The following is a 20,241-nucleotide window of genomic DNA, read 5'->3' on the forward strand; positions in this document are numbered from 1 at the left end:
TCATATCAAAAAAACGAACCCGCATGTCTCGCCTTCACATTCACCGACTCACCAAAAAATATGGCAGCCTGACGGCGCTCAACGGGCTGTCGCTCTCCATCCCCAACGGCATGTTCGGCTTGCTGGGCCCCAACGGCGCCGGCAAATCGACCCTCATGCGCACCCTCGCCACCCTGCAGCCGCCGGATGAAGGACAAATCCTGTTCGATGGTACCGACATCCTCCGCAACCCCGATTTCCTCCGCAGCCGGCTGGGCTACCTTCCACAGGATTTCGGCGTCTATCCCCGCGTTTCCGCCCTTTCCCTCCTCCACCACCTCGCCATATTAAAAGGCATCCTGCACCCCGGGGAGCGCCGCGAACAGGTGGACGCACTTTTGCATCAAACACATTTGTACCACGTCCGGAAACGCGCCGTGAGCAGCTTTTCCGGCGGCATGCGCCAGCGTTTCGGCATCGCACAGGCATTGCTGGGCAACCCACAGCTCCTGATCGCCGACGAGCCCACGGCAGGCCTCGATCCGCTGGAACGGAACCGCTTCCACGACCTGCTCAGCGAAGTCGGCGAACAGATCGTCGTCATTCTCAGTACCCATATCGTCGAAGACGTGCACGACCTCTGCCAGGACATGGCCATTCTCGCCGCCGGCAACATCATCCTTCGCGGCAAACCTTCGCAACTGACCGAATCGATCCGCGGCCGCATCTGGCGGAAATCGGTGGAACATAATGCCGTAGCGGCACACCAGTTGGCCTGGAACGTAGTTTCCGTAAGGCTTTCCGGGGGCAAAAAACAGGTATTCGTACTGTCTGACAGCGATCCCGGACAAGGCTTCGAGCCCATTGAGCCCGGCCTCGAACTGGTTTATTTCACCGCCCTCAACGGTGCCGCGCGCCCGGAAAAGGAGTCGGCCGCATGTTAACAAAACTCCTCGCTTTCGAGACCGGATATCATTTCCGGCAATCCGCCTGGTGGCTGGCGGCCGTGGCTTTTCTGGGACTGGGCCTGGTGACCGTCCGCGGGAACTTTGGCGGCGACGAAGTCCATCGCAACGCGCCCTACGCCATCTCGGTGGTGGTTGCATTACTATCGCTTTGTTCGGTGTTTGCCGCAACGGTTTTCAGTGCCGGGGCGCTGCTCCGCGATAAAACGTTCCGGATGGACGCGCTCGTTTTCTCGACGGCTATCGGGAAGGCCAGGTATTTTGGCGTGAAGTTCGGCGGACTGTTCATTGCCGTTTTCACATTGCTGTGCCTCGCCGCCATAGGGATCTGGCTGGGCAGCCTGACGCTGGAACCTTCCATGCGTGGGCCTTTCGTATTGCATCATTACCTGCAGCCATTGCTGGTGTTCGGTTTGCCGAACATCCTGTTTACCTGCGGCATCCTGTTTGCATTGGCCATGCGCACCTGGGACCCTAAAATGGTGTATGCCGGTGGTGTGCTGCTGTACATCCTGTACCTGACGGCCTCCATCGCCGCAGGATCGCCGCTGCTGGCGGGTTCCAACGGAACCGGGCAAAGTCTGGGCGCGATCCTCTCCGACCCTTACGGCCTGGCGCCCTTTTTCGGTGGAACGCGCTACTGGACATACGCTCAAAGGAATACTGAGCTGTATCCCTTATCGGGCGCGCTGTTGGTGAACCGTGGACTGTGGGCGCTGCTCACCGCGGGCCTGATGTGGATTGTGTACCGGCGATTCCGCTTGTCTGCGTCGAACGCCGCTTCGAAAGCGGAGCCTGCGCAGGAAGCGGAAACGGATATTTCGGCTACTTACGTGACCGCCTATACGCAAACATCCGGCGTAAAGTATTGGATATCCGCATTCCGTGCACGGCTGGGGCTGGAAGTGCGCGCCGTGTGCCTGCACGTACCGTTCCTGCTGATGATGGGATTATGGGCATTCTACATGTTCGTGGAGTTGAACGGATCGCTGCGCGGATTATACGGTATACAAACCATTCCCGGTAGCGGACAGATCGCGCAGCACCTGCTTTCCGTGCGACCGGCGATACTGCTGATCATCTTTTACGTCGCGGAACTGGTGTTTGCCGAGCGCTCCAGCCGCATAGACGGCATCATCGGTAGCACGCCGTTGCCCGCGGGGATATTGTGGGCCGGGAAAGCCGCCTCGCTGGCTGTGATGGCCGTTTCGATCGTAACGGTGAACGTGGTGACGGGGATCGTGGTGCAAATGATACATGGCGTTTTACCACTGCGACTGGATATTTACGCATCGCTGTACTGGTACGCCGCGCTGCCGCTGGCTTTGCATGGTGTGCTTGCCATTTTCGTGTTGACGGTGGTGAGAAGGAAGTTCGTGGGCATGATGGTTTGTCTGATCGTGATATTGCCCGTATTGTTCGGATCCCGCTTCGGGACGGAGCATCCCATGTTGCGATTTGCGCTGCCACAGCATTTCAAATGGTCGGACATGGACGGCTTCGGACGGGTAGCGCTGGCGCATGGCTGGTGGATGCTGTATTGGGGGGCGCTGGCGGTGTTGATGGGCGTATTGTCTGTTCGCGCCTGGCAGCATGGCGTGAAAGGCTGGTTCCGGGGATGGGATACCGCCGGCGCAGGGGCGCTCGTGGCTTCCCTGGTGGTTTTCATGGCCTCAGGGGTTTACATCTATCGACAGATGCACGCGCCTGCGGCCTGGCAAAGCGATGCAGATACTGAAAAATGGCAGGCGGATTATGAGACGGCTGTAGCGCCCCTCGAGCCCGCATTCCTCCCGGATATCATGTCCATCAACACCCAAATCGATCTCTTCCCGGAAACCGGCCGATACATCGTAAAGTGCGAATACATCATCCGGAATAATACGACCGGGTTGATTGATACGCTGTTAACGGGTGTTAGTCCGGAAGTGCGCTCGTGGAATATTTCCATCGACAATGCGCAAAATATTGGCAAAAACGATCTATTGCAAATACAAAGATTCCTGTTGCAAAACCCGCTTCGCCCGGGCGATTCCCTGCGCGTACGTTTCCGGCTGGAGGCCGACCGCTCGGGCTTTGTGCCTTTCAATCCCGAACATTCCGTGGCGCGCAACGGCAGCTACATTGAGCTGGACAAGCACCTTCCCTATTTCGGCTACAACGCCGGTTACGCCCTCTCCGACCGCCCAACCCGTGCAAAGTTCCATCTCACTGAAACCGTCGCAACCGCGCCGCCGGATACGCAATATCACCGCATCCGGTATACGACCCTCATTTCCACAGCAGCCGATCAAACTGCGCTGGCGCCCGGCCAACTGACGCGCCACTGGCAAAAGGATAACCGCGCGTATTTTGATTATGCGACTGATGGCCCGGCACCGGAAGGTCTTGCCATCAGCTCCGCCCGCTATGCCGAAAAAACGCTGCAGCACCGGGGCCGCAACATCACGGTGTATTATCATCCCGGCCATTCCGTCAACGTTCCCGCCATCCTGGAAGGCATGCAGGCCGCGCTGGATTATTGCGACACGAATTACGCTGCTTATCCCGCCAAAAACCTTACCCTCGCGGAAATCCCCGTATATCCCGGTGCCGCTACCGCCTACCCGACGCTCATGTTCGCCAAAGAATCTGTGCTGTTCACCGCAGATTACAGCGATACGGCCCAAATTAACCACGCTTTCGCCACTGCCGCGCACGAAACCGCGCACCAGTGGTGGGCAGGCCTTCTTACGCCACAGGGAGATTCGTCGTACAAGTTCCTCACGGAAACCATGGCCAAACACATAGAAGGCCGCGTGCTGGAACATCGCTTCGGCAGGGATAAACATCTGCAATACCTCGCGGCCGACAGGCAATACTATTTCGGGATGCGCTCCGGCAAAGAGCTCCCGCTCGTGCGCTCGGCAGACCAAAACTGGGTGCACTATCAAAAAGGCGCCCTCGCCATGGACACCCTCACGCAGCTCATGGGCGAAACACGCGTGAACGCGGGCATGCGGGAACTTTTTCAACGGTACACACCGCCGAATGGACGGCCAACCGCGGAAATGTTGATGCAGATTTGGGAAAGAGGAGCCTCCGGAAAGGAAAAGGAGTTATTGGAACGGTGGTTCAGGAAAGTGGAAGAATTATAACATTAAATATTAAAGTGGCCTGCATGTAATGCAGGCCATTTTCAGAATAAGCTTCGGCATATGACGTTTATCCTATTGATAATCTTTACCGGTGTAGACGCTTGTGCGTCTTATTATCTACCCGAAACTCAATATTACTTTGTTTCCAGGCTTCAAAAATAGTTTTTAAAGAAGCCGCCTGCGGTTCTTCCAGTAAGAATAGATATTCCTTCTTCTCACCATAGTAGTTGAACATAATAATATTATCTGATCCTTGTTTTATAGCTATTGAATTCATGGAATAGAACTCGCCTTTAATGCCTAAAATCTGAAATTTCAATGATTGCAATTCTTGTAAATCAAATAATTCCACACAATCAGGTTTCTCCACCACTATTTCATTCGCCGTAATTTTAATATTCCCGATAATGTCATGATCCGTAAACATACCTCCTACCCACAATGACAATAAACCTGCAATTAAGAATATCAGCTTAAACTGATCTACCCCAAAAAATGAACTGAAAAGGGCCACAGACAACAAAATTAGGCCTCCAAATAAAAACAGTTTTATTTTTCCTGATCGTCTTCTGCTAATCAATGGAAGTATAACTTGTACATTCATTTTATTCAAAAAAAAATCTGTGATTCCTATTAAAAGAGTGTCGCCTTCATTGGATCAAAAAAATCAGCGTCATCTAGAAAACAACCTGTATTAAAGCATCATCAGCTATTGGGCGGTGAGAAGCAATCTTCGCATTTCAACTTCTATTCTTCCATCTCTAACAAAAGATCCTGCAAATCGCCATTTAGAGTTTCTCCATCACTTTCTGAAATCAATTGAAAACTTTCCCGCATCTCATTTAGGTAAGATGAACCATCCAATATGCCAAAAATATGGGATAGTGTATCTACCTGAACCAGGCGCACAAATTGCAATAAGGTACTTTGATCAGATGATGATAAAGAACTATATAATTTTCTTGTTGCAATCCATAATGGATCTGTCGCGGCTGTCTCGTTGCCTAACGTATTTTCATACCCTTGCATCCCATTGTCAATTACCTCTCTTTTAATTGCAGTTACAAATTCCAATGCATTCATATTGCAATTTATTTAATAAATAATTGGGGGAATAATGAAAGATAATGTTGAATAAGTTTCCACCCGGCAAATTTAACCGGAAGATGCAGCAGGTACTTGCAATTCATGGTTGAGGGAATGTCATCCCAAGATATAGATATTAAATATATCAATACTGTCAACCGACAAAAACATGACAAAAAATTCAGCAAGATCCCCACCCTATTCCGCCGCCTTCCCGCCATCAATCCTCACCGCAATGTCAAATCCCCGCCACGATTAGACCATCCGCAGAAATAATCGAGAAAATGTAAATATTTTTTAACAATTTTACAGTTACATTACATAAATCGTAAAAAATGAGCCAACAACCCGCTACATTATTTGACAAAGTATGGGATGCGCATGTAGTCCGGAAAATCGAAGACGGGCCGGATGTGTTTTTCATCGACCGGCACTTTATCCACGAAGTTACCAGCCCCGTGGCTTTCCTTGGGCTCGAAAACCGCCAGCTACAGGTGATGTTCCCCAACAAAACCTTCGCCACCGCGGACCACAACACTCCAACCATTAACCAGCACCTCCCCGTGGCCGACCCCCTGTCTGCCAACCAGCTGAAGGCACTGGAAAACAACTCCGCCAAATACGGCATCTCCCACTGGGGCCTCGGTAACCCGAAAAACGGCATCGTGCACGTGGTAGGCCCCGAAAACGGGATCACCCTCCCCGGCATGACCATCGTCTGCGGAGACTCCCACACCTCCACCCACGGAGCCTTCGGCGCCATCGCTTTCGGCATCGGCACCTCCGAAGTGGAAATGGTACTCTCCTCCCAGTGTATCATGCAGCCCAAACCGAAGAAAATGCTCATCAACGTAAACGGCAAACTCGGTAAAGGCGTAACCCCTAAAGACGCTGTCCTCTATATCATCTCCCAACTCACCGCAGCAGGCGCCACCGGCTACTTCATCGAATACGCCGGCGAAGTGTTCCGCGAAATGAGCATGGAAGGAAGAATGACGGTCTGCAACATGTCTATCGAAATGGGCGCCCGCGGCGGCATGATCGCGCCGGACGAAACTACCTTCGCTTATATCAAAGGCCGCGAAAAAGCACCGCAGGGTGAAGCCTGGGACAAAGCCCTCGCTTACTGGAAAACGCTCAAAACCGACGAAGGCGCTACGTTCGACGTGGTGTACGACTACCAGGCCGCCGACATCGAGCCGCAAATCACTTATGGCACCAATCCCGGTATGGGCATGGGCATCTCGCAACGCATCCCCACGGCGGCGAAAGCGGGCGGCAGCAAAGCCAGCTACGAGAAATCGCTCGATTACATGGGCTTCCATGAAAACGACGCCATGCTCGGTAAAAAGATCGACTATGTGTTCATCGGCTCCTGCACCAACGGCCGTATCGAAGATTTCCGCGCCTTCGCGTCCATCGTGAAAGGCCGCAAAAAAGCCGATCACGTCACCGCCTGGATCGTTCCCGGATCCCACATCGTAGAAGCACAGATCCGCGAAGAAGGGATTTACGACATCCTGACCGAAGCCGGCTTCCAGCTGCGCCAACCCGGATGCTCCGCCTGCCTGGCCATGAACGACGACAAGATCCCCGCGGGCAAGTACGCCGTGAGCACCAGCAACCGCAACTTCGAAGGCCGCCAGGGCCCCGGAGCGCGCACCCTGCTCGCTTCCCCCTCGTAGCTGCCGCAGCGGCCGTTACCGGCGTGGTGACCGACCCGAGAGACCTGATCGCTTAACTTCCTTCCAAACCACAGAGACTATCTAAAAATGGCATACGATAAATTCACCGTTCTCACCAGCACCGCAGTACCCCTGCCCATCGAGAACGTAGACACCGACCAGATCATCCCCGCGCGCTTCCTCAAAGCCACCGAGCGCAAAGGTTTCGGCGATAACCTCTTCCGCGACTGGCGGTATAACGGAGACGATTCCCCGAAGCAGGACTTCGTCCTCAACAACCCGATCTACTCCGGCAAAATCCTCGTGGCCGGCAAGAACTTCGGCAGCGGCAGCTCCCGCGAGCACGCAGCCTGGGCTATCTACGACTACGGGTTCCGTTGCGTAGTGTCCAGCTTCTTCGCCGACATCTTCAAAAACAACTCCCTCAACATCGGCATCCTCCCCGTTCAGGTGAGCCCGGAATTCCTCGATAAAATCTTCCTCGCCATCGAGGCAGACGCCAAAGCGGAAATCACCGTAGACCTCGACAAACAGCTGATCACCATCGCCGCCACCGGCGAAAGCGAATCCTTCGCCATCAACAGCTACAAAAAACATAACCTCATGAACGGTTATGACGATATCGATTATTTACAGGCGATGAAGGACGAAATCCGGACGTTCGCCGACAAAAGCATATACTAGCAATGCCCGCCCAGCGATATCTTGAGATCATGGACACCACGCTTCGCGACGGCGAGCAAACGAGCGGCGTCTCTTTTTCCCCTTCGGAAAAACTGACCATCGCCCAACTGCTGCTGACGGAAGTGAAGGCAGACCGCATCGAAGTGGCTTCGGCGCGCGTGTCTGACGGGGAAATGGCCGCCGTGAAAGCCATCACCAAATGGGCGAAGGCCAGCAAGCTGCTCGAGCGCGTGGAAGTGCTCACGTTCGTGGACGGAGACGTGTCTATCCAATGGATGCAGGAAACCGGCGCGAAAGTGATGAACCTCCTCACCAAAGGTTCCCTCAACCACCTCACGCATCAACTCAAAAAGAAACCCGAACAGCATTTCGCCGATATCGCCGAAGTGATCGCCAAAGCGAAAAAGAAAGGCCTCATCGTGAACGTGTACCTCGAAGACTGGAGCAACGGCATGCGCCATTCCCGCGATTACGTGTTCCAGTACCTCGATTTCATCGCCACCCAACCCGTCAAACGCGTCATGCTGCCCGATACGCTGGGCATCCTCACGCCCGACGAGTCGTATCAATACCTCTCCGAAATCGTGGAGCGGTATCCCAAACTGCACTTCGATTTCCATGCGCATAACGATTACGACCTGGGCACCGCCAACGTCCTCGAAGGCGTGAAAGCCGGCGTACACGGCATCCACCTCACCATCAACGGCATGGGGGAAAGAGCGGGCAACGCGCCCCTCGCCAGCGCCATCGCCGTGCTGAACGATTTCATGCCCGGTGTTAAAACCAGCGTGGCCGAAAAATCGCTCTACAGCGTGAGCAAACTCGTGGAAACGTTCTCCGGCATCCGCGTTCCCGCCAACAAACCGGTGGTGGGCGAAAACGTATTCACCCAAACGGCCGGCATCCATGCCGACGGCGACAAGAAAAACAAGCTTTACTTCAGCGACCTCATGCCCGAACGCTTCGGCCGCCAGCGCAAATACGCACTGGGCAAAACGAGCGGGAAAGCCAATATCGAGAACAACCTCCAGCAGCTGGGCATCCGGCTGTCGGAACCCGATCTGAAGAAAGTAACGCAGAAGATCATCGAACTGGGCGACAAGAAAGAAATGGTGACACAGGCAGACCTGCCCTACATCATCTCCGACATTCTCGACAGCAACACCATCGAACAGAAGGTGCATATCGAAGATTACGTGCTCACCCACGCCAAGCACCTCAAACCCTCCGCCACACTGCGCATCAGCGTTCATGGCGAGAGCTATGAAGAACATGCGCAGGGCGACGGGCAGTACGATGCTTTCATGAACGCGCTGAAAAAAGTCTATAAAAAACGGAAAGAAGAACTGCCGCAGCTGACCGATTACACCGTACGCATCCCGCCCGGCGGTAAAACGGACGCACTGTGCGAAACCGTCATCACCTGGCAGGTTGCCGGGCAGCGGGAATTCAAGACCCGCGGGCTCGACAGCGATCAGACCGTTTCCGCCATCAAGGCCACGCAAAAAATGCTGAACTTACTTTAAACCCATCTCAACCGAATGGCAACAAAGCATATATTAATCGTTCCCGGAGACGGGATCGGGCAGGAAGTAACTGCCGAAGGCAAGAAAATACTGGACAGGATCGCCGCGAAGTTCGGCCATACCTTCACTTACGACGACGCGCTGGTGGGCCACGCAGCCATCGAAGCCACCGGCGATCCGCTGCCGGCGGTAACCCTGGAGAAGATGCACAAGGCAGACGCCGTACTCTTCGGCGCCGTGGGCCATCCCAAATACGACAACGACCCCTCCGCCAAAGTGCGCCCGGAACAGGGATTGCTCAAAATGCGCAAGGAACTCGGCCTTTACGCCAACCTGCGCCCCATCAAACTGTTCGACGAGCTGCTGGAAGCCTCCAGCATCAAACCGGAAATCCTCCGCGGAGCGGATATCCTCTTTTTCCGGGAGCTGACCGGCGACATCTATTTCGGTGAAAAAGGCCGTAAAAACAATGGCGACACCGCTTTCGACATCGCCGAATACAGCCGTTTCGAAGTGGAGCGCATCGCCCGGAAAGCCTTCGAAGCCGCCCGCACCCGCCGCAAAAAACTCTGCTCCGTAGATAAAGCGAACGTGATCGAAACCTCCCGCCTCTGGCGCGAAGTGATCCAGAAAATCGCACCGGAATACCCCGACGTGGAAGTGGAACACCAGTTCGTGGACGCCACCGCCATGCTGCTCATCAAAGACCCGAAACGTTTCGACGTGGTAGTGACCGCCAACCTGTTTGGCGACATCCTGACCGACGAAGCTTCGCAGATCGCAGGGTCTATGGGCATGCTCGCCTCTGCCTCCATCGGCGACGGCACGGGCGTATACGAGCCCATCCACGGCTCCGCGCACGACATCACCGGTAAAGGCGTCGCCAACCCGCTCGCTTCCATCCTTTCCGCAGCCCTCCTGCTCGACATTTCGTTCGGCATGAAAGCAGAATCCGACGCGGTGATCGAAGCGGTAGACAAAGTGCTGAAAGCCGGATTCCGCACCGGAGACATCGCCGACGCGAAAACGCCCAAAGACAAAATCCTGGGCACCGCCGCCATGGGCGACCAGGTACTGGCGCAACTGTAATCGGATTATTTGGAAATATCGTCCCGCACGGAGGTTTCGGCTTTTGTGCGGGATTTTTTTGTTGGATGGGTTACACCGCTACCGTAGCTCCGTTCGATAAATTCCGCGGCAGTGCAAAGTAGAACGTGGTGCCGATGCCGGGCTCCCTTTCGGCCCAGATGCGCCCATGCATGCGGGCGAGCATGTCCTGGCTGATGATCATGGCGATGCCGGCGCCTTTGAGCCCGTCTTTCGTAGCCATGGTTTTCTGTTCCGGGTTGAAGATCTTGTCAATTTCGGCGGCGCTGAGCTCTTTGCCGTAATTGGTGACGGCGGTAATGAGCTGGTCGCCGTCCACGAAAGCGCGGACTAAGATGGGCTTGCCTTTGGCGGCGTATTTGGTGGCGTTGTTGAGAATATTGCGGCAGATGAAGCCCAGCATGTTCTTTTCCGCATACACCTCCTGCCCTTGCAGGCTATCGTCCAGCACCAGCCTGACATCTTTATCTTGCTGTGCCATCGTATAGAATTGGTTGGCTTCTTGCATGACGTCTTCGATTTTGAAGGAATCCGTACGGATTTTCCCACCTTTCCGCTTGGCGCTGATCCAGGCCAGGAGGCCTTCCATGAACCGGATACTGTCTTCCGAAGTTTTCTTGAGGCTGGCCATCATCCCTTCGATCTCTTTCGGCGTAAGGTCGTGCTCCATTTCGAACAGCTGGGAAATGGTGATGATGCTGGAGAATGGCGCCCGCAGATCGTGGGCCATCACGGAGATGAGCATGTTATGGAACTGGTCCCAGTCTTCGAGCTCGCGGGTGCGCTCTTCCGATTTTTCGCGCAGCTCCTGCTGGATCCGCGCTACTTTCCGGCTTTGGCTGCGGGAACGGTAGAGGAAGAACAGGAGCCCGCCGGTTACGATGGTCAACAGTACAAGGAGATAGATCGTCCGTTTCTGCGCCGTTTGCCGGGATTGCGCTTCGCGCAGTTTGCGCTCGTTCAATACATAATCGAAATAGGTAAACCCGGATGACTGTAATTCCGTCACCGCTTCGGTATTCTGGGCCAGTTGCTGCTGTGCGAAGTGGAGCGCTTTGGCGGTATCGCCCAGCGCTTCGCATAAATGCATCATTTCGGGCAGTAGCAGGCTGGTCACGTAAAAGAATTTCTGGCGCTGGGAGATCTGCAGCCCTTCCGTAAAATGCTGCATCGCGAGGGCGCTGTCGCCCCCCATTTCCAGGATCATTTTCCCGATATCGTGATGCAGGAACGCCATGAAGCTGAAGTTCCCCTTCTTTTCGGCGTCTGCCAGCAATTCCCTGAAACCGTCCAGCCCTTCCTGCTTGCCGCCTGCGTCGAACAGGCGCTTGGCTTCGATCTGCAGGCAATAATTATACATGATCTCGTCTTTCCATTTCTCCGCGTTCCGTTTGGCGAGGATGAGCATGGAATCGCGCTGGCGCTTGGTGAGCGAAGAATCGATATCGATCAGGTTGAGCAAGGCGATGGTACGGGAGCTGTCGCTCGGCGCTGCGCGCGCCACCCGTTCCGCTTCATACAGCTTGTCGACGCATTTGGCGTAGTTGCCGTCGAAAATGAAATTGATGGCGATATTATTGAGCAGCAACGATACGCGGCTGCTGTCGCCCATTTTGCGGTACATCCGCAGGGCGTCGTTATTGAAACGGGAGGAAAGGTAATTGTTGCGGGTCATGTAATAGACGCCGCGCCCGGTGAGCGCGCCGGCGATGCCGCGTTCGTAGCCGTGGCGCTCGGAAATGCGCATGGCTTTGTCCGTATAATATATGACACTGTCCCATTGCCGGTAATGATAGTAATCGGCCAGTTCAGCCAGCGCGTCTGCGTACGCCAGGCTATCCTGGATGGTTGCAAGTGATTGCTGCAGCTGGCGGATGTGCTTGAGTTGACCGAAGCTCCTGGTGGAGCAAAGTACCATCAAGACAATACACCAACCAATTGCCCGAAAGCGTCGGTAATGCATATGTGTTCGTTTCCATCGGTGAAGGGGCCTGCGTTCATTGGTTATTCGGTTTCGTCTGTCAGTAGGTAATATCCATCGTTCTGGGATATGCGTCGGGGCCCTTTGGTTACTGTTACTGTCACAGCCGGTAAATCAAAAGGGATGCCAGAATTTTAAAACCATCCATGGATAAGGTTTTCATCATCCTACACAGCTCCTTCCCATACAAATGTAAAGATTTCGCGCATAAAAAAACGACATCGCCGCCGGGTAAGGGCGGGATGTCGTTTCCAGGGCCTGATTTCCGTTCAGTCCGGTTATTTCACGATCCACTCGGCCACAACGGCCAGGTGGTCTGAAGGGTAAGGTTCGTTGATCACTTCCGTCCGTACGGGCACCCATCCGCTTTTCTTCGTAGCCAGCACGAAATCGATCACCCTTTTGGGGTTGATGACGGGAATCGTGTAGCCGCAATCGGTACAGGAAGGCCGGTATTTCTCCAGCAATGTGGCAAATGCGGGGGTAGACGGCGTGGTGTTGAAGTCGCCGGAAAGCACCAGCGGCAACGCCAACGTGTCTGCCAGGCGGTTCAGGGCGGCCACCTGCTCGTCCCGGTTGGCAGGAGTACTAACATCGAGGTGGGTACTGCCGATGGTGAGCTTTTTCCCGTTCCGGAAAGTGATGTCGGCCAGGGCTACTACCCGGTCTTCCGCCGCGGGGTTCGACGTTTCGGGCAACCTGACCGTCCGCCCGTTCTGCAACGGGTACTTCGACAGGATGGCTACGCCGTATTCCCCACCGTCGTGGTCGATGGCTTTGCCGAAATACACCTGCATACCCGTTTTTTGGGCCAGTAGGGCCGCCTGGTCGATGTTCCCGGAGCGTTGGGTGCGCACGTCCACTTCCTGCAGGGCCAGCACGTCGGGCTGCTGTGCCCGCACCACGGCGGCAATGGCATCTACGTCGATGAAGCCGGGTTTGGTGGGCGGGTTGCAGTGATGGATGTTATATGTCATGACACGGAGCGTATCGCCCATTGCGGCGGGCTTTGGCCCGGGGACGGCCTGCGGGCCGTTTTGCGCGCAGGCTGCCAGGATGAATGCAGATAGTATGAATTTCATGTTATGCGGTCTTTTTCGTCAGTAAGATCATTCCCAGCCCGGGTTTTGCGGCGCCAGGTTCGGGTTCCGCTGGATCTGTAACAGGGGCACTGGGAAACGGTAATGTTTCGGCGCCACAAACTGGCGGCCGCTCATCACGATGATATACCCTTCGGCGTCGGTCTTGAAATTGGCGACATGGGAAGGCACCAGGGCGAGGGACTTCTTCATCCCTTTCACGTCTGCCGCCAGCTTGTCCCCTTCTTTCCAGCGTACCATATCGTACCAGCGGCCACCTTCGCGCGCCAGCTCGATGCGGCGCTCACGGCGGATCTCCGTGCGCAGGTCCAGCCCATTGGCCGCCAGGAACGACAGCGTCATGGGCATCATGCCCACCCTCTCGCGGAGTTTGTTGATGGAATTATCGATATCGCCCTGGGTGAGCTTGCCCTGCTCGAAGCGCGCTTCCGCCCAGGTGAGCAGCACTTCGGCATACCGCAACACGTGAATGTCGTTGGCATCGCGGGTAACAAGGGCCACTGCGGGGATTTCCACGTATTTGGTGTAATAATACCCGGTGATCGTCACGCAACCCTGCTTGTCGGCCAGGAACTTCGGCGCGGTGAACGTGGTAATATCGGTATTCTGCGGATTGCCGTCGCGCTTGCCGCCCCATTTGGAGCCCGGCGCCAGGATGGTCATCTTCATGCGGGGATCGCGGTTTTCGAAGATGTTGGCGTAGGTATCTTCCTTGTAGGTGGGCGATTGGGTGATGGGAAGCCCGTCAGCACAGAGGTACGCATCCACCAGCGACTTCGTCGGGTTGTAGCGGCTCGACTGGTCGGGCACCTGCGTTTCGCGGCTGATGTTGTGCATGCTCACGTCCAGCAGGTTGATACGGGCGATGATCGTCTCCTTGTTGGTGCCGTTGGCGAGTTTTCCTTTCCAGGTGAAGAAGTTGTAATAATCTTCTGCCGGGCGGCCGGTGGAATAAAGCTGGTACACGTTCATGTCCATCACCCGCTTGGCCGCGTCTTCCGCATCGGCGAACCTGTCGTCGTACAGCGCCATGCGGGCTTTGAGGGCCAGGGCGGCGCCCTTGTTCATGCGGCCGAGTTTCGGGCCGGTCATGATGGCCGATTGCATGAGGCCGGCGGCTTCTTCCAGCTCACTGAGAATGAAATCGACGATCTCTTTTTTGGAATTCCTCGGGCCGTAGAGCTCCGTAATGTTCAGGGGCTCCGTTACCAGTGGCAGATCGCCGAAGTACATCACCAGGTTCATGTACATGTACGCGCGGATGGTTTTGGCCTCTCCCACCAGCTGGTTCAGCGTAGCTTCTGGCACGCCCTTGGCACGGTGATAGTTGGCCAGAAAAGCGTTACAGTCGCGGATTCCGGAGTATTGGGACACCCATTCGGCGTTTACCGAAGACAGATCGGAATCGTAGTTGCCACTGCCGAAAATGCGGTATGCGTCGCTTGTGGAGGAATTGATAGAGTTGTCGCCCATCTGGTCCATGGCGATGGTATTGTTATTCTTGACGTTGGCGTAGAGCGCGTTGATGGCCAGGGTCAGCTGCTCTTCGTTCTGCCAGAACGTTTCGTCGGAGATCGCGTCCTGCGGGTTGCGGTCCAGGAAATCCTTACGGCAACCGGTGGCAGTGATAAGCAGGATGGCGGATATGCTGAGAAAAATCCTTTTCATGATCATTTGAAGTTGACATTTAAACCAAATACGAACGTCTTCACCTGCGGATAGTAACCGCCGAGGGTAAGGGGCGTTTCGGGATCGTAACCGTAGAAGAAATCTGTTTTCGTGAACAGGTTATCGGCGGAGAAATAGAACCGGATCTTTTCCGCGCGGATGCGGCGCGTCAGGTGGCCGGGCAACGTATATCCCACCTGCACGTTCTTCAGGCGGAGGTACGAGGCGTTTTCCAGCCAGAAGGTAGACAGCTGCTGGTTGTAAGTGTAGCCGTAAGCGAGGCGCGGATAGGTGGCGTCGGTGTTCTGCGGCGTCCAGCGGTCGAGGTGGATTTCCTGCGGGTTGGAGCTTTCGTTGATGAAAGCGTGACGGGCCGCGCCGGAAATAAATCCGTCCGCCTTGCCTACGCCCTGCAGGAAGAAGCTCAGGTCGATCCCCTTATACCCCACGTTCCCTTTGAAACCGTACGTGTACCGGGGAATGGAGTTGCCGATCACTTCACGGTCGGCCGCCGGGGTGATTTCACCGTCCCCGTTCAGATCGCGGTAGATGAGGTCGCCGGGCTGCATGGGGAAGCTCTTGTTGTACGGGAACAGCGGCGTGTATTTGCCGGTAGCGTCGTCGTATTTGTAGTCAGACACCTGCGAAATGCGCTCGGCCACATACCCGTAATAGGCATCAATGGGGTAACCCACCATCCGGATGCGCTCGCCGGGCGTGCTGGGCGCATCGCCGAGGCTCACCACCTTGTTGCGGACGTCGGAAATGTTGAAGTTGGCGCCGTACGACCAGTCGTTCACCCGGTCTTGCCACCCGGCCATAAATTCCCATCCCTGGTTGCGCACCTTGCCGGCGTTCTGGGCGGGGTACGAACCGCGGAGACCGAGTACGTCGGGCAGGGGCACTTTCAGGAGGATGTCATTGGTATTGTTGATGAAGTAATCCGCAGTCACGGTAAGCCGGTTGTTCAGCATGGCCAGGTCGATGCCCACGTTCTGCTTCACGACAGATTCCCAGGTGAGCAGTTCGTTGGGAACGCCCGTCTGGCGGTAGCCTACGGTCAGCACGTTGCCGATAGGCATGGTGGCAACGGAGTTGATGATGGACAGGTAAGCGAAATCGTCTCCCACCTTGTCGTTCCCCTGCGTACCGTACGACAGGCGCACTTTACCGAAATTGATAACGTGTTTCATCCTTTCGAAGAAGGGCTCGTTGGAGAACACCCATCCGGCGGAACCGGAGAAGAACCAGTTCCAGCGCACCGGCCCGGCGAAGCGGGTGGAGCCGTCGTACCGGAAGTTCCCTTCCAGCAGGTATTTATCGTTGTACCCATAGTTCAGCCGGCCGAAAAGTGATTGCAGGGCGTTCTGCGCGGCATCCGAATTGTTCAGCTGGTTGAGGGTGCCGAGGTTGATGGAGCCCACTTCCTGTGTGGGCAGGTTGGTGCGGGTGGCGCTGAAGTTGCGGCTCGCGTTCTCTTCCGCGGATGCGGCCACCATGCCTTTCACGGAATGCCCGCCGTGGAAGGTTTTCTCGTATTCGGCCATCCCGATGATCGTCTGGTACAAACCGGTGTAATCGCGGTTGTCGATCTTGTTGGGATAATTGGATTGATAGATGAGTGAATTATCTACCGGGCTGTAATAGTTGATGGTTTTGGAGAAGATCTCGCGGAAAGAGTTATACTTCACAAGGCCGTATTGCGCGCGCAGCCGGAACTCCTTCGTAATGTTCAGCGTGCCCTGCAAATTGGCGGTGATCTCCTGCGACGCGAACTTGTTGGTACCACCGTCTGTCGTAATGGCGATGGGGTTCTGCGATCCGCCATGATATCCCCAGCTGCCGTTGGTGAAACGTACGGGGATGAGCGGGGAAATCTGGTGGGCGGAATACAGCGGGCCCGCGTCGAAGTCTACACCCGCGCTGGAACCGCTGTTCAACCGGTCTACATAACCGATGTTGGCATCCAGCTGGAGGATGTCGAATACGGTCGTGTTCACGCGCAGGCGCACGTTGTGGCGCTTGGCGGAGAAATTATCGCCGGTAACGAGGCCGCCCTGTTTCAGATAGGAATACGACAGATAATAATTGGTATTGTTGGCGCCGCCGGAAAGGTTGAGCATGTGGCTCTGCTGCGGGGCGCTGGATTTGTAGATTTCGTCGATCCAGTTGGTATTGGCGAAATAGTTGGGATCGGAGCCGTTGCGCGCGGTCTCGATCTGCGCGTCGGTGAAGGTGGGGTTCTGGCCCGCGTTCACTTTGGCTTCGTTCTGCAATGTCATGTAATCCACGGAACCGAGGAATTTCGGCAGCGCGGTCGGCGTCTGGAGACCGAAATAATTGGCATACGTGAGCGAAGGCCTGGCGTTGGCTTTTCCTTTTTTGGTAGTCACGAGGATCACGCCGTTGGCGCCGCGCACCCCGTAAATGGAGGAAGAGGCCGCGTCTTTGAGGACGGTTACCGTTTCGATATCGTCCGGGTTGAGGATGTTCAGGTTGCCGCCGGGGATACCGTCTACCACCACGAGCGGATCGGGATCGTTGAGGGTGCCGATGCCGCGGATGCGGATCTTGGTGGTGTTATCGCCACCGCCGGGAATGCCGGATGCGCTCTGGAAGGTTACGCCGGGCATCGATCCCTGCAGCGCCGCCGTGGGCGAAGTAACCGGGCGGCCGGCGAAATCTTCGCTGGTAACGGTGCTCACGGCGCCGGTGAGGTTCGCTTTCTTCTGGGTGCCGTAGCCTACTACCACTACTGCGTCGAGCGCGGTGGTGGAGGGTTTGATGGACAGGCTGAAAGCCGTGCGCCCGTCTGCCGTGAAAGGCACGTCTTCATACCCCATCATTTTCACGACCAGCTTATCCCCTTCCGAAGCCGCGATGCGGAATTCGCCTTTTTCGTTGGTGATGACGGATTGATTGGTGGTCTGGTTCCAGATGCGGGCCCCGGGAACGGGAGCGCCTTTTTCGTCGGTCACCTTTCCACCGATATCGGCCTTCACGACCGATTTGCGCTGCACCACGATGGTGTTCTGGTTAATGGTGTAAGTCAGCGGCTGGCCTTCGAAACACTTGGCCAGTACCGTTTCGATGTCGGCATTGCGGACATGTACCGAAACGGGCAATGCATCTTCGAGCATTTCGGTGTTGAAAAGGAAATTGTAACCTGCCTGCGCCTTGATCTGGCGGAAGATTTCGCGGAGGGTGACCCTGTCTTCCGACAGCGTGATCTTCTGCGCATAGGCGGCCGCAGCGGCCTGAAGGGACAGGAACAGCACCAGGGCCGCCGTGATACGGATCACCCTGCGGGCCTTTCCGGGCAATAGCTGTCGCTTCCCCGGGGTGGAGAGGTGAGATGTCATACGTTTACAGATTGTTCTTAGTAGTTAAAGCTGGTTGACGCGTGTATATTGAATTTTGCTAGTTCATGACTTGAATGGTGTTGCCTTCCACACGGAACTGCACGGTGCCGGTGAGCGACAGCATATGCAGTACGTCCTGCACGTTTTTGAAACGGGAAATGGAGCCGGCGAAGGAAATCGTGGTGCCCGGATCGCGGAAGCGCACGTCCACATCGTACCAGCGGGAAATTTTCCGCATGATGGACGGCAGCGGCTCGTCGTTGAAAACGAACATCCCGTTCTTCCAGGCCATGGCCTGTTCGAGGTCGGCGCTGCGCACCTGGATCCGTTGCCCTTCCGTGAACCGCCCCTGCTGCCCCGGTTTCAGGACAACGGCCGTTCCGCCGCCGCTGAGGCGCACCTTGCCTTCGAGCAGGGTGGTTTGGACGGCAGGCTCGTCGGCATACGCCATTACGTTGAAATGCGTGCCGAGCACGTCTACATCGAGGCCGCGGGCTTTGACGCGGAAAGGCTGGCGCTCGTTGCGGGCCACTTCGAAATAGGCTTCGCCGTCCAGCTCCACAATCCGCTCAGGCCCATCGAAAACGGCCGGAAAGCGCAGCCTGGAAGCGGCGTTCAGCCAAATGCGGGTGCCGTCTGGCAGGGTCAGGTCATATTGCCCGCCGCGCGGAATGGCGATGGTATGGAAAACGGGCTCCGTCGGCACTTCGCCATCGCCGGAATAAACGATTTGTCCATTGGCGGTTTTCCGCACCAGGGCCCCGCCCTGCCGGGCGATCTGGCCTGAGCTGGCGTCTCCCAGGGCAATTTCGCTGCCGTCGCCCAGAATGAGCACGGCTTTATTGGAACCGGGAACGATTTGCTTTTGGACCGTATCCACCGGAACGGATTTATCCGCAAGTGGCGCATTTTGCTGATGAGGCTGAAGGAGGAAGAAAGCGGCCCCTGCGGCAAGGAGCACCGCAGCGGCGGCGGCGAGCTTTTTCCAGGGGAAGAGGCGCCTGACCTTTTCTTCGCGGGAAATGGAATCCTGCAGGCGGGCGTAGACCGACTCCTGCTGGGGCGCATCGTCCCACTGGCCGTCCACCCATTCAAAATCATCCTTATACGACTGCAGGAGCTCCAGCTCCCGGGGGGAACATTCTCCCCGGAGCGACTTTTCATACAGTGCGATGAATTCGTTTTTCGATAACATAGAAGGCCTGCTTTCCTATATAGAGCCGTTTATCCATCCGCACACACATACTTTTTGAAAAAATTGTATTTTGCCGTCATCGGGAATCATTTCCGCGGGAAGTCTCCTCATCCATCACCCTCATTCATAATTATTTAACGCGGGCTTTTTTAATTATTCGACCAACTTTGGGGCATGAACACGATCGATGCGAATGCGGCGGATGCCGTTTTGTGGCTGGAAGTAAGGCAACATGACAGGAGGGCGTACAGGATACTGTTCGACCGCTACGGCGGCGCGCTTTACCGTTCGGCCTTCCGCCTGCTGCAAGACCGGGAAGCGAGCGAAACCGTGGCGCACGACATTTTCCTCAATCTCTGGCTGAAGCGGGAAACCCTCGAGATCCGGGACTTCCGTTCCTACATCATGACCGCCGCCAGGTATCATGTATATAAAGCCCTCCGCGCCAGGGCCGCCTCGCCGGAAACAGCTGTAGAAACGGAGATGATGGAAGGGATTTCCGGTTCGATCGGGAACGGCGCCGAAGAAAAAATGGCGGAATTGCGGGTGCGGGAACTCATCGGGCGGCATATGAACGATCTGCCCAAACGCTGCCGCGAGATATTTTTACTGAGTCGGGAACAACATCTTACCAACCAGGAAATCGCGGAAAGACTGAACATTTCCCGCCGCAGCGTGGAAAACCAGATCACCTTCGCCCTGCGCCATCTGCGCATGCATATGAAGGAATACAGCCTCCTCGTGGCCGTACTCCTCGATGTCTGAT

13 protein-coding genes and 1 pseudogene are annotated in these 20,241 nt (G+C 55.7%); 7 read left to right on the top strand and 7 right to left on the bottom strand.

What is annotated here, in order from left to right:
• The first annotated feature begins 23 nt into the window (after positions 1-23).
• Entirely contained in the window at positions 24-923 is a 900-nt protein-coding gene (locus WJU22_RS19600) for an ABC transporter ATP-binding protein (protein WP_341839861.1), read from the top strand.
• A complete protein-coding gene (locus WJU22_RS19605; protein WP_341839862.1) occupies positions 917-4,081 on the top strand; it encodes a M1 family aminopeptidase in 3,165 nt (1,054 codons plus the stop codon). Before WJU22_RS19600 ends, WJU22_RS19605 begins: the two co-directional genes overlap by 7 nt.
• Before the next feature lie 85 nt (positions 4,082-4,166).
• Here the strand turns inward: WJU22_RS19605 and WJU22_RS19610 are convergent, their stop codons facing one another.
• Together WJU22_RS19610 and WJU22_RS19615 are read right to left on the bottom strand one after the other, a co-directional pair.
• Positions 4,167-4,595: a hypothetical protein gene (locus tag WJU22_RS19610; protein ID WP_341839863.1), complete on the bottom strand. Its 429-nt coding sequence runs from the start codon at positions 4,593-4,595 to the stop codon at positions 4,167-4,169.
• 233 nt (positions 4,596-4,828) lie between these two features.
• Positions 4,829-5,164 carry a hypothetical protein gene (locus WJU22_RS19615; protein WP_341839864.1) on the bottom strand — a complete coding sequence of 112 codons (336 nt, stop codon included), beginning with the start codon at positions 5,162-5,164 and terminating at the stop codon, positions 4,829-4,831.
• A 338-nt stretch (positions 5,165-5,502) separates the two neighbouring features.
• Between WJU22_RS19615 and leuC the strand changes: the two are divergent.
• The 4 genes and pseudogenes from leuC to leuB all read left to right on the top strand — a co-directional run bounded on the left by leuC (position 5,503) and on the right by leuB (position 10,151).
• A pseudogene (gene leuC, locus WJU22_RS19620) lies at positions 5,503-6,908 on the top strand (3-isopropylmalate dehydratase large subunit).
• 31 nt (positions 6,909-6,939) lie between these two features.
• Complete coding sequence (gene leuD / locus WJU22_RS19625) at positions 6,940-7,536, top strand: 3-isopropylmalate dehydratase small subunit (RefSeq protein WP_126243842.1); 597 nt, start codon at positions 6,940-6,942, stop codon at positions 7,534-7,536.
• A gap of 29 nt (positions 7,537-7,565) precedes the next feature.
• Positions 7,566-9,062 carry an alpha-isopropylmalate synthase regulatory domain-containing protein gene (locus WJU22_RS19630; RefSeq protein WP_341839866.1) on the top strand — a complete coding sequence of 499 codons (1,497 nt, stop codon included), beginning with the start codon at positions 7,566-7,568 and terminating at the stop codon, positions 9,060-9,062.
• Between the two features lie 15 nt (positions 9,063-9,077).
• Positions 9,078-10,151 carry a 3-isopropylmalate dehydrogenase gene (gene leuB, locus WJU22_RS19635; RefSeq protein WP_341839867.1) on the top strand — a complete coding sequence of 358 codons (1,074 nt, stop codon included), beginning with the start codon at positions 9,078-9,080 and terminating at the stop codon, positions 10,149-10,151.
• Positions 10,152-10,221: 70 nt separating this feature from the next.
• Here the strand turns inward: leuB and WJU22_RS19640 are convergent, their stop codons facing one another.
• The 5 genes from WJU22_RS19640 to WJU22_RS19660 all read right to left on the bottom strand — a co-directional run bounded on the left by WJU22_RS19640 (position 10,222) and on the right by WJU22_RS19660 (position 19,475).
• Complete coding sequence (locus WJU22_RS19640) at positions 10,222-12,087, bottom strand: HAMP domain-containing sensor histidine kinase (RefSeq protein WP_341843786.1); 1,866 nt, start codon at positions 12,085-12,087, stop codon at positions 10,222-10,224.
• A 341-nt stretch (positions 12,088-12,428) separates the two neighbouring features.
• Complete coding sequence (locus tag WJU22_RS19645) at positions 12,429-13,232, bottom strand: endonuclease/exonuclease/phosphatase family protein (RefSeq protein ID WP_341839868.1); 804 nt, start codon at positions 13,230-13,232, stop codon at positions 12,429-12,431.
• A gap of 27 nt (positions 13,233-13,259) precedes the next feature.
• Positions 13,260-14,918, bottom strand: a complete 1,659-nt coding sequence (locus WJU22_RS19650) for a RagB/SusD family nutrient uptake outer membrane protein (RefSeq protein WP_341839869.1) — start codon at positions 14,916-14,918, stop codon at positions 13,260-13,262.
• A 2-nt stretch (positions 14,919-14,920) separates the two neighbouring features.
• Positions 14,921-18,280 (bottom strand): TonB-dependent receptor, encoded by a 3,360-nt coding sequence (locus WJU22_RS19655; RefSeq protein ID WP_341839870.1) that lies wholly within the window; start codon positions 18,278-18,280, stop codon positions 14,921-14,923.
• Positions 18,281-18,338: 58 nt separating this feature from the next.
• On the bottom strand, positions 18,339-19,475 hold the full coding sequence (locus WJU22_RS19660) for a FecR family protein (protein ID WP_341839871.1): 1,137 nt from the start codon (positions 19,473-19,475) through the stop codon (positions 18,339-18,341).
• A 174-nt stretch (positions 19,476-19,649) separates the two neighbouring features.
• Here WJU22_RS19660 and WJU22_RS19665 point away from each other — a divergent pair, with 174 nt between their 5' ends.
• Entirely contained in the window at positions 19,650-20,240 is a 591-nt protein-coding gene (locus tag WJU22_RS19665; RefSeq protein WP_341839872.1) for a sigma-70 family RNA polymerase sigma factor, read from the top strand.
• Position 20,241 lies beyond the last annotated feature (1 nt).

The organism is Chitinophaga caseinilytica, assembly GCF_038396765.1.
GTDB lineage: Bacteria > Bacteroidota > Bacteroidia > Chitinophagales > Chitinophagaceae > Chitinophaga > Chitinophaga caseinilytica.

Excerpts from the sequence above, each read along its gene's own strand:
- leuD (WP_126243842.1), top strand. The coding sequence starts at position 6,940 with ATGGCATACGATAAATTCACCGTTCTCACCAGCACCGCAGTACCCCTG.
- leuB (WP_341839867.1), top strand. The coding sequence starts at position 9,078 with ATGGCAACAAAGCATATATTAATCGTTCCCGGAGACGGGATCGGGCAG.
- WJU22_RS19655 (WP_341839870.1), bottom strand. The coding sequence starts at position 18,280 with ATGACATCTCACCTCTCCACCCCGGGGAAGCGACAGCTATTGCCCGGA.
- WJU22_RS19645 (WP_341839868.1), bottom strand. The coding sequence starts at position 13,232 with ATGAAATTCATACTATCTGCATTCATCCTGGCAGCCTGCGCGCAAAAC.
- WJU22_RS19640 (WP_341843786.1), bottom strand. The coding sequence starts at position 12,087 with ATGGTACTTTGCTCCACCAGGAGCTTCGGTCAACTCAAGCACATCCGC.
- WJU22_RS19605 (WP_341839862.1), top strand. The coding sequence starts at position 917 with ATGTTAACAAAACTCCTCGCTTTCGAGACCGGATATCATTTCCGGCAA.
- WJU22_RS19600 (WP_341839861.1), top strand. The coding sequence starts at position 24 with ATGTCTCGCCTTCACATTCACCGACTCACCAAAAAATATGGCAGCCTG.
- WJU22_RS19660 (WP_341839871.1), bottom strand. The coding sequence starts at position 19,475 with ATGTTATCGAAAAACGAATTCATCGCACTGTATGAAAAGTCGCTCCGG.
- WJU22_RS19665 (WP_341839872.1), top strand. The coding sequence starts at position 19,650 with ATGAACACGATCGATGCGAATGCGGCGGATGCCGTTTTGTGGCTGGAA.
- WJU22_RS19615 (WP_341839864.1), bottom strand. The coding sequence starts at position 5,164 with ATGAATGCATTGGAATTTGTAACTGCAATTAAAAGAGAGGTAATTGAC.
- WJU22_RS19650 (WP_341839869.1), bottom strand. The coding sequence starts at position 14,918 with ATGAAAAGGATTTTTCTCAGCATATCCGCCATCCTGCTTATCACTGCC.
- WJU22_RS19630 (WP_341839866.1), top strand. The coding sequence starts at position 7,566 with ATGGACACCACGCTTCGCGACGGCGAGCAAACGAGCGGCGTCTCTTTT.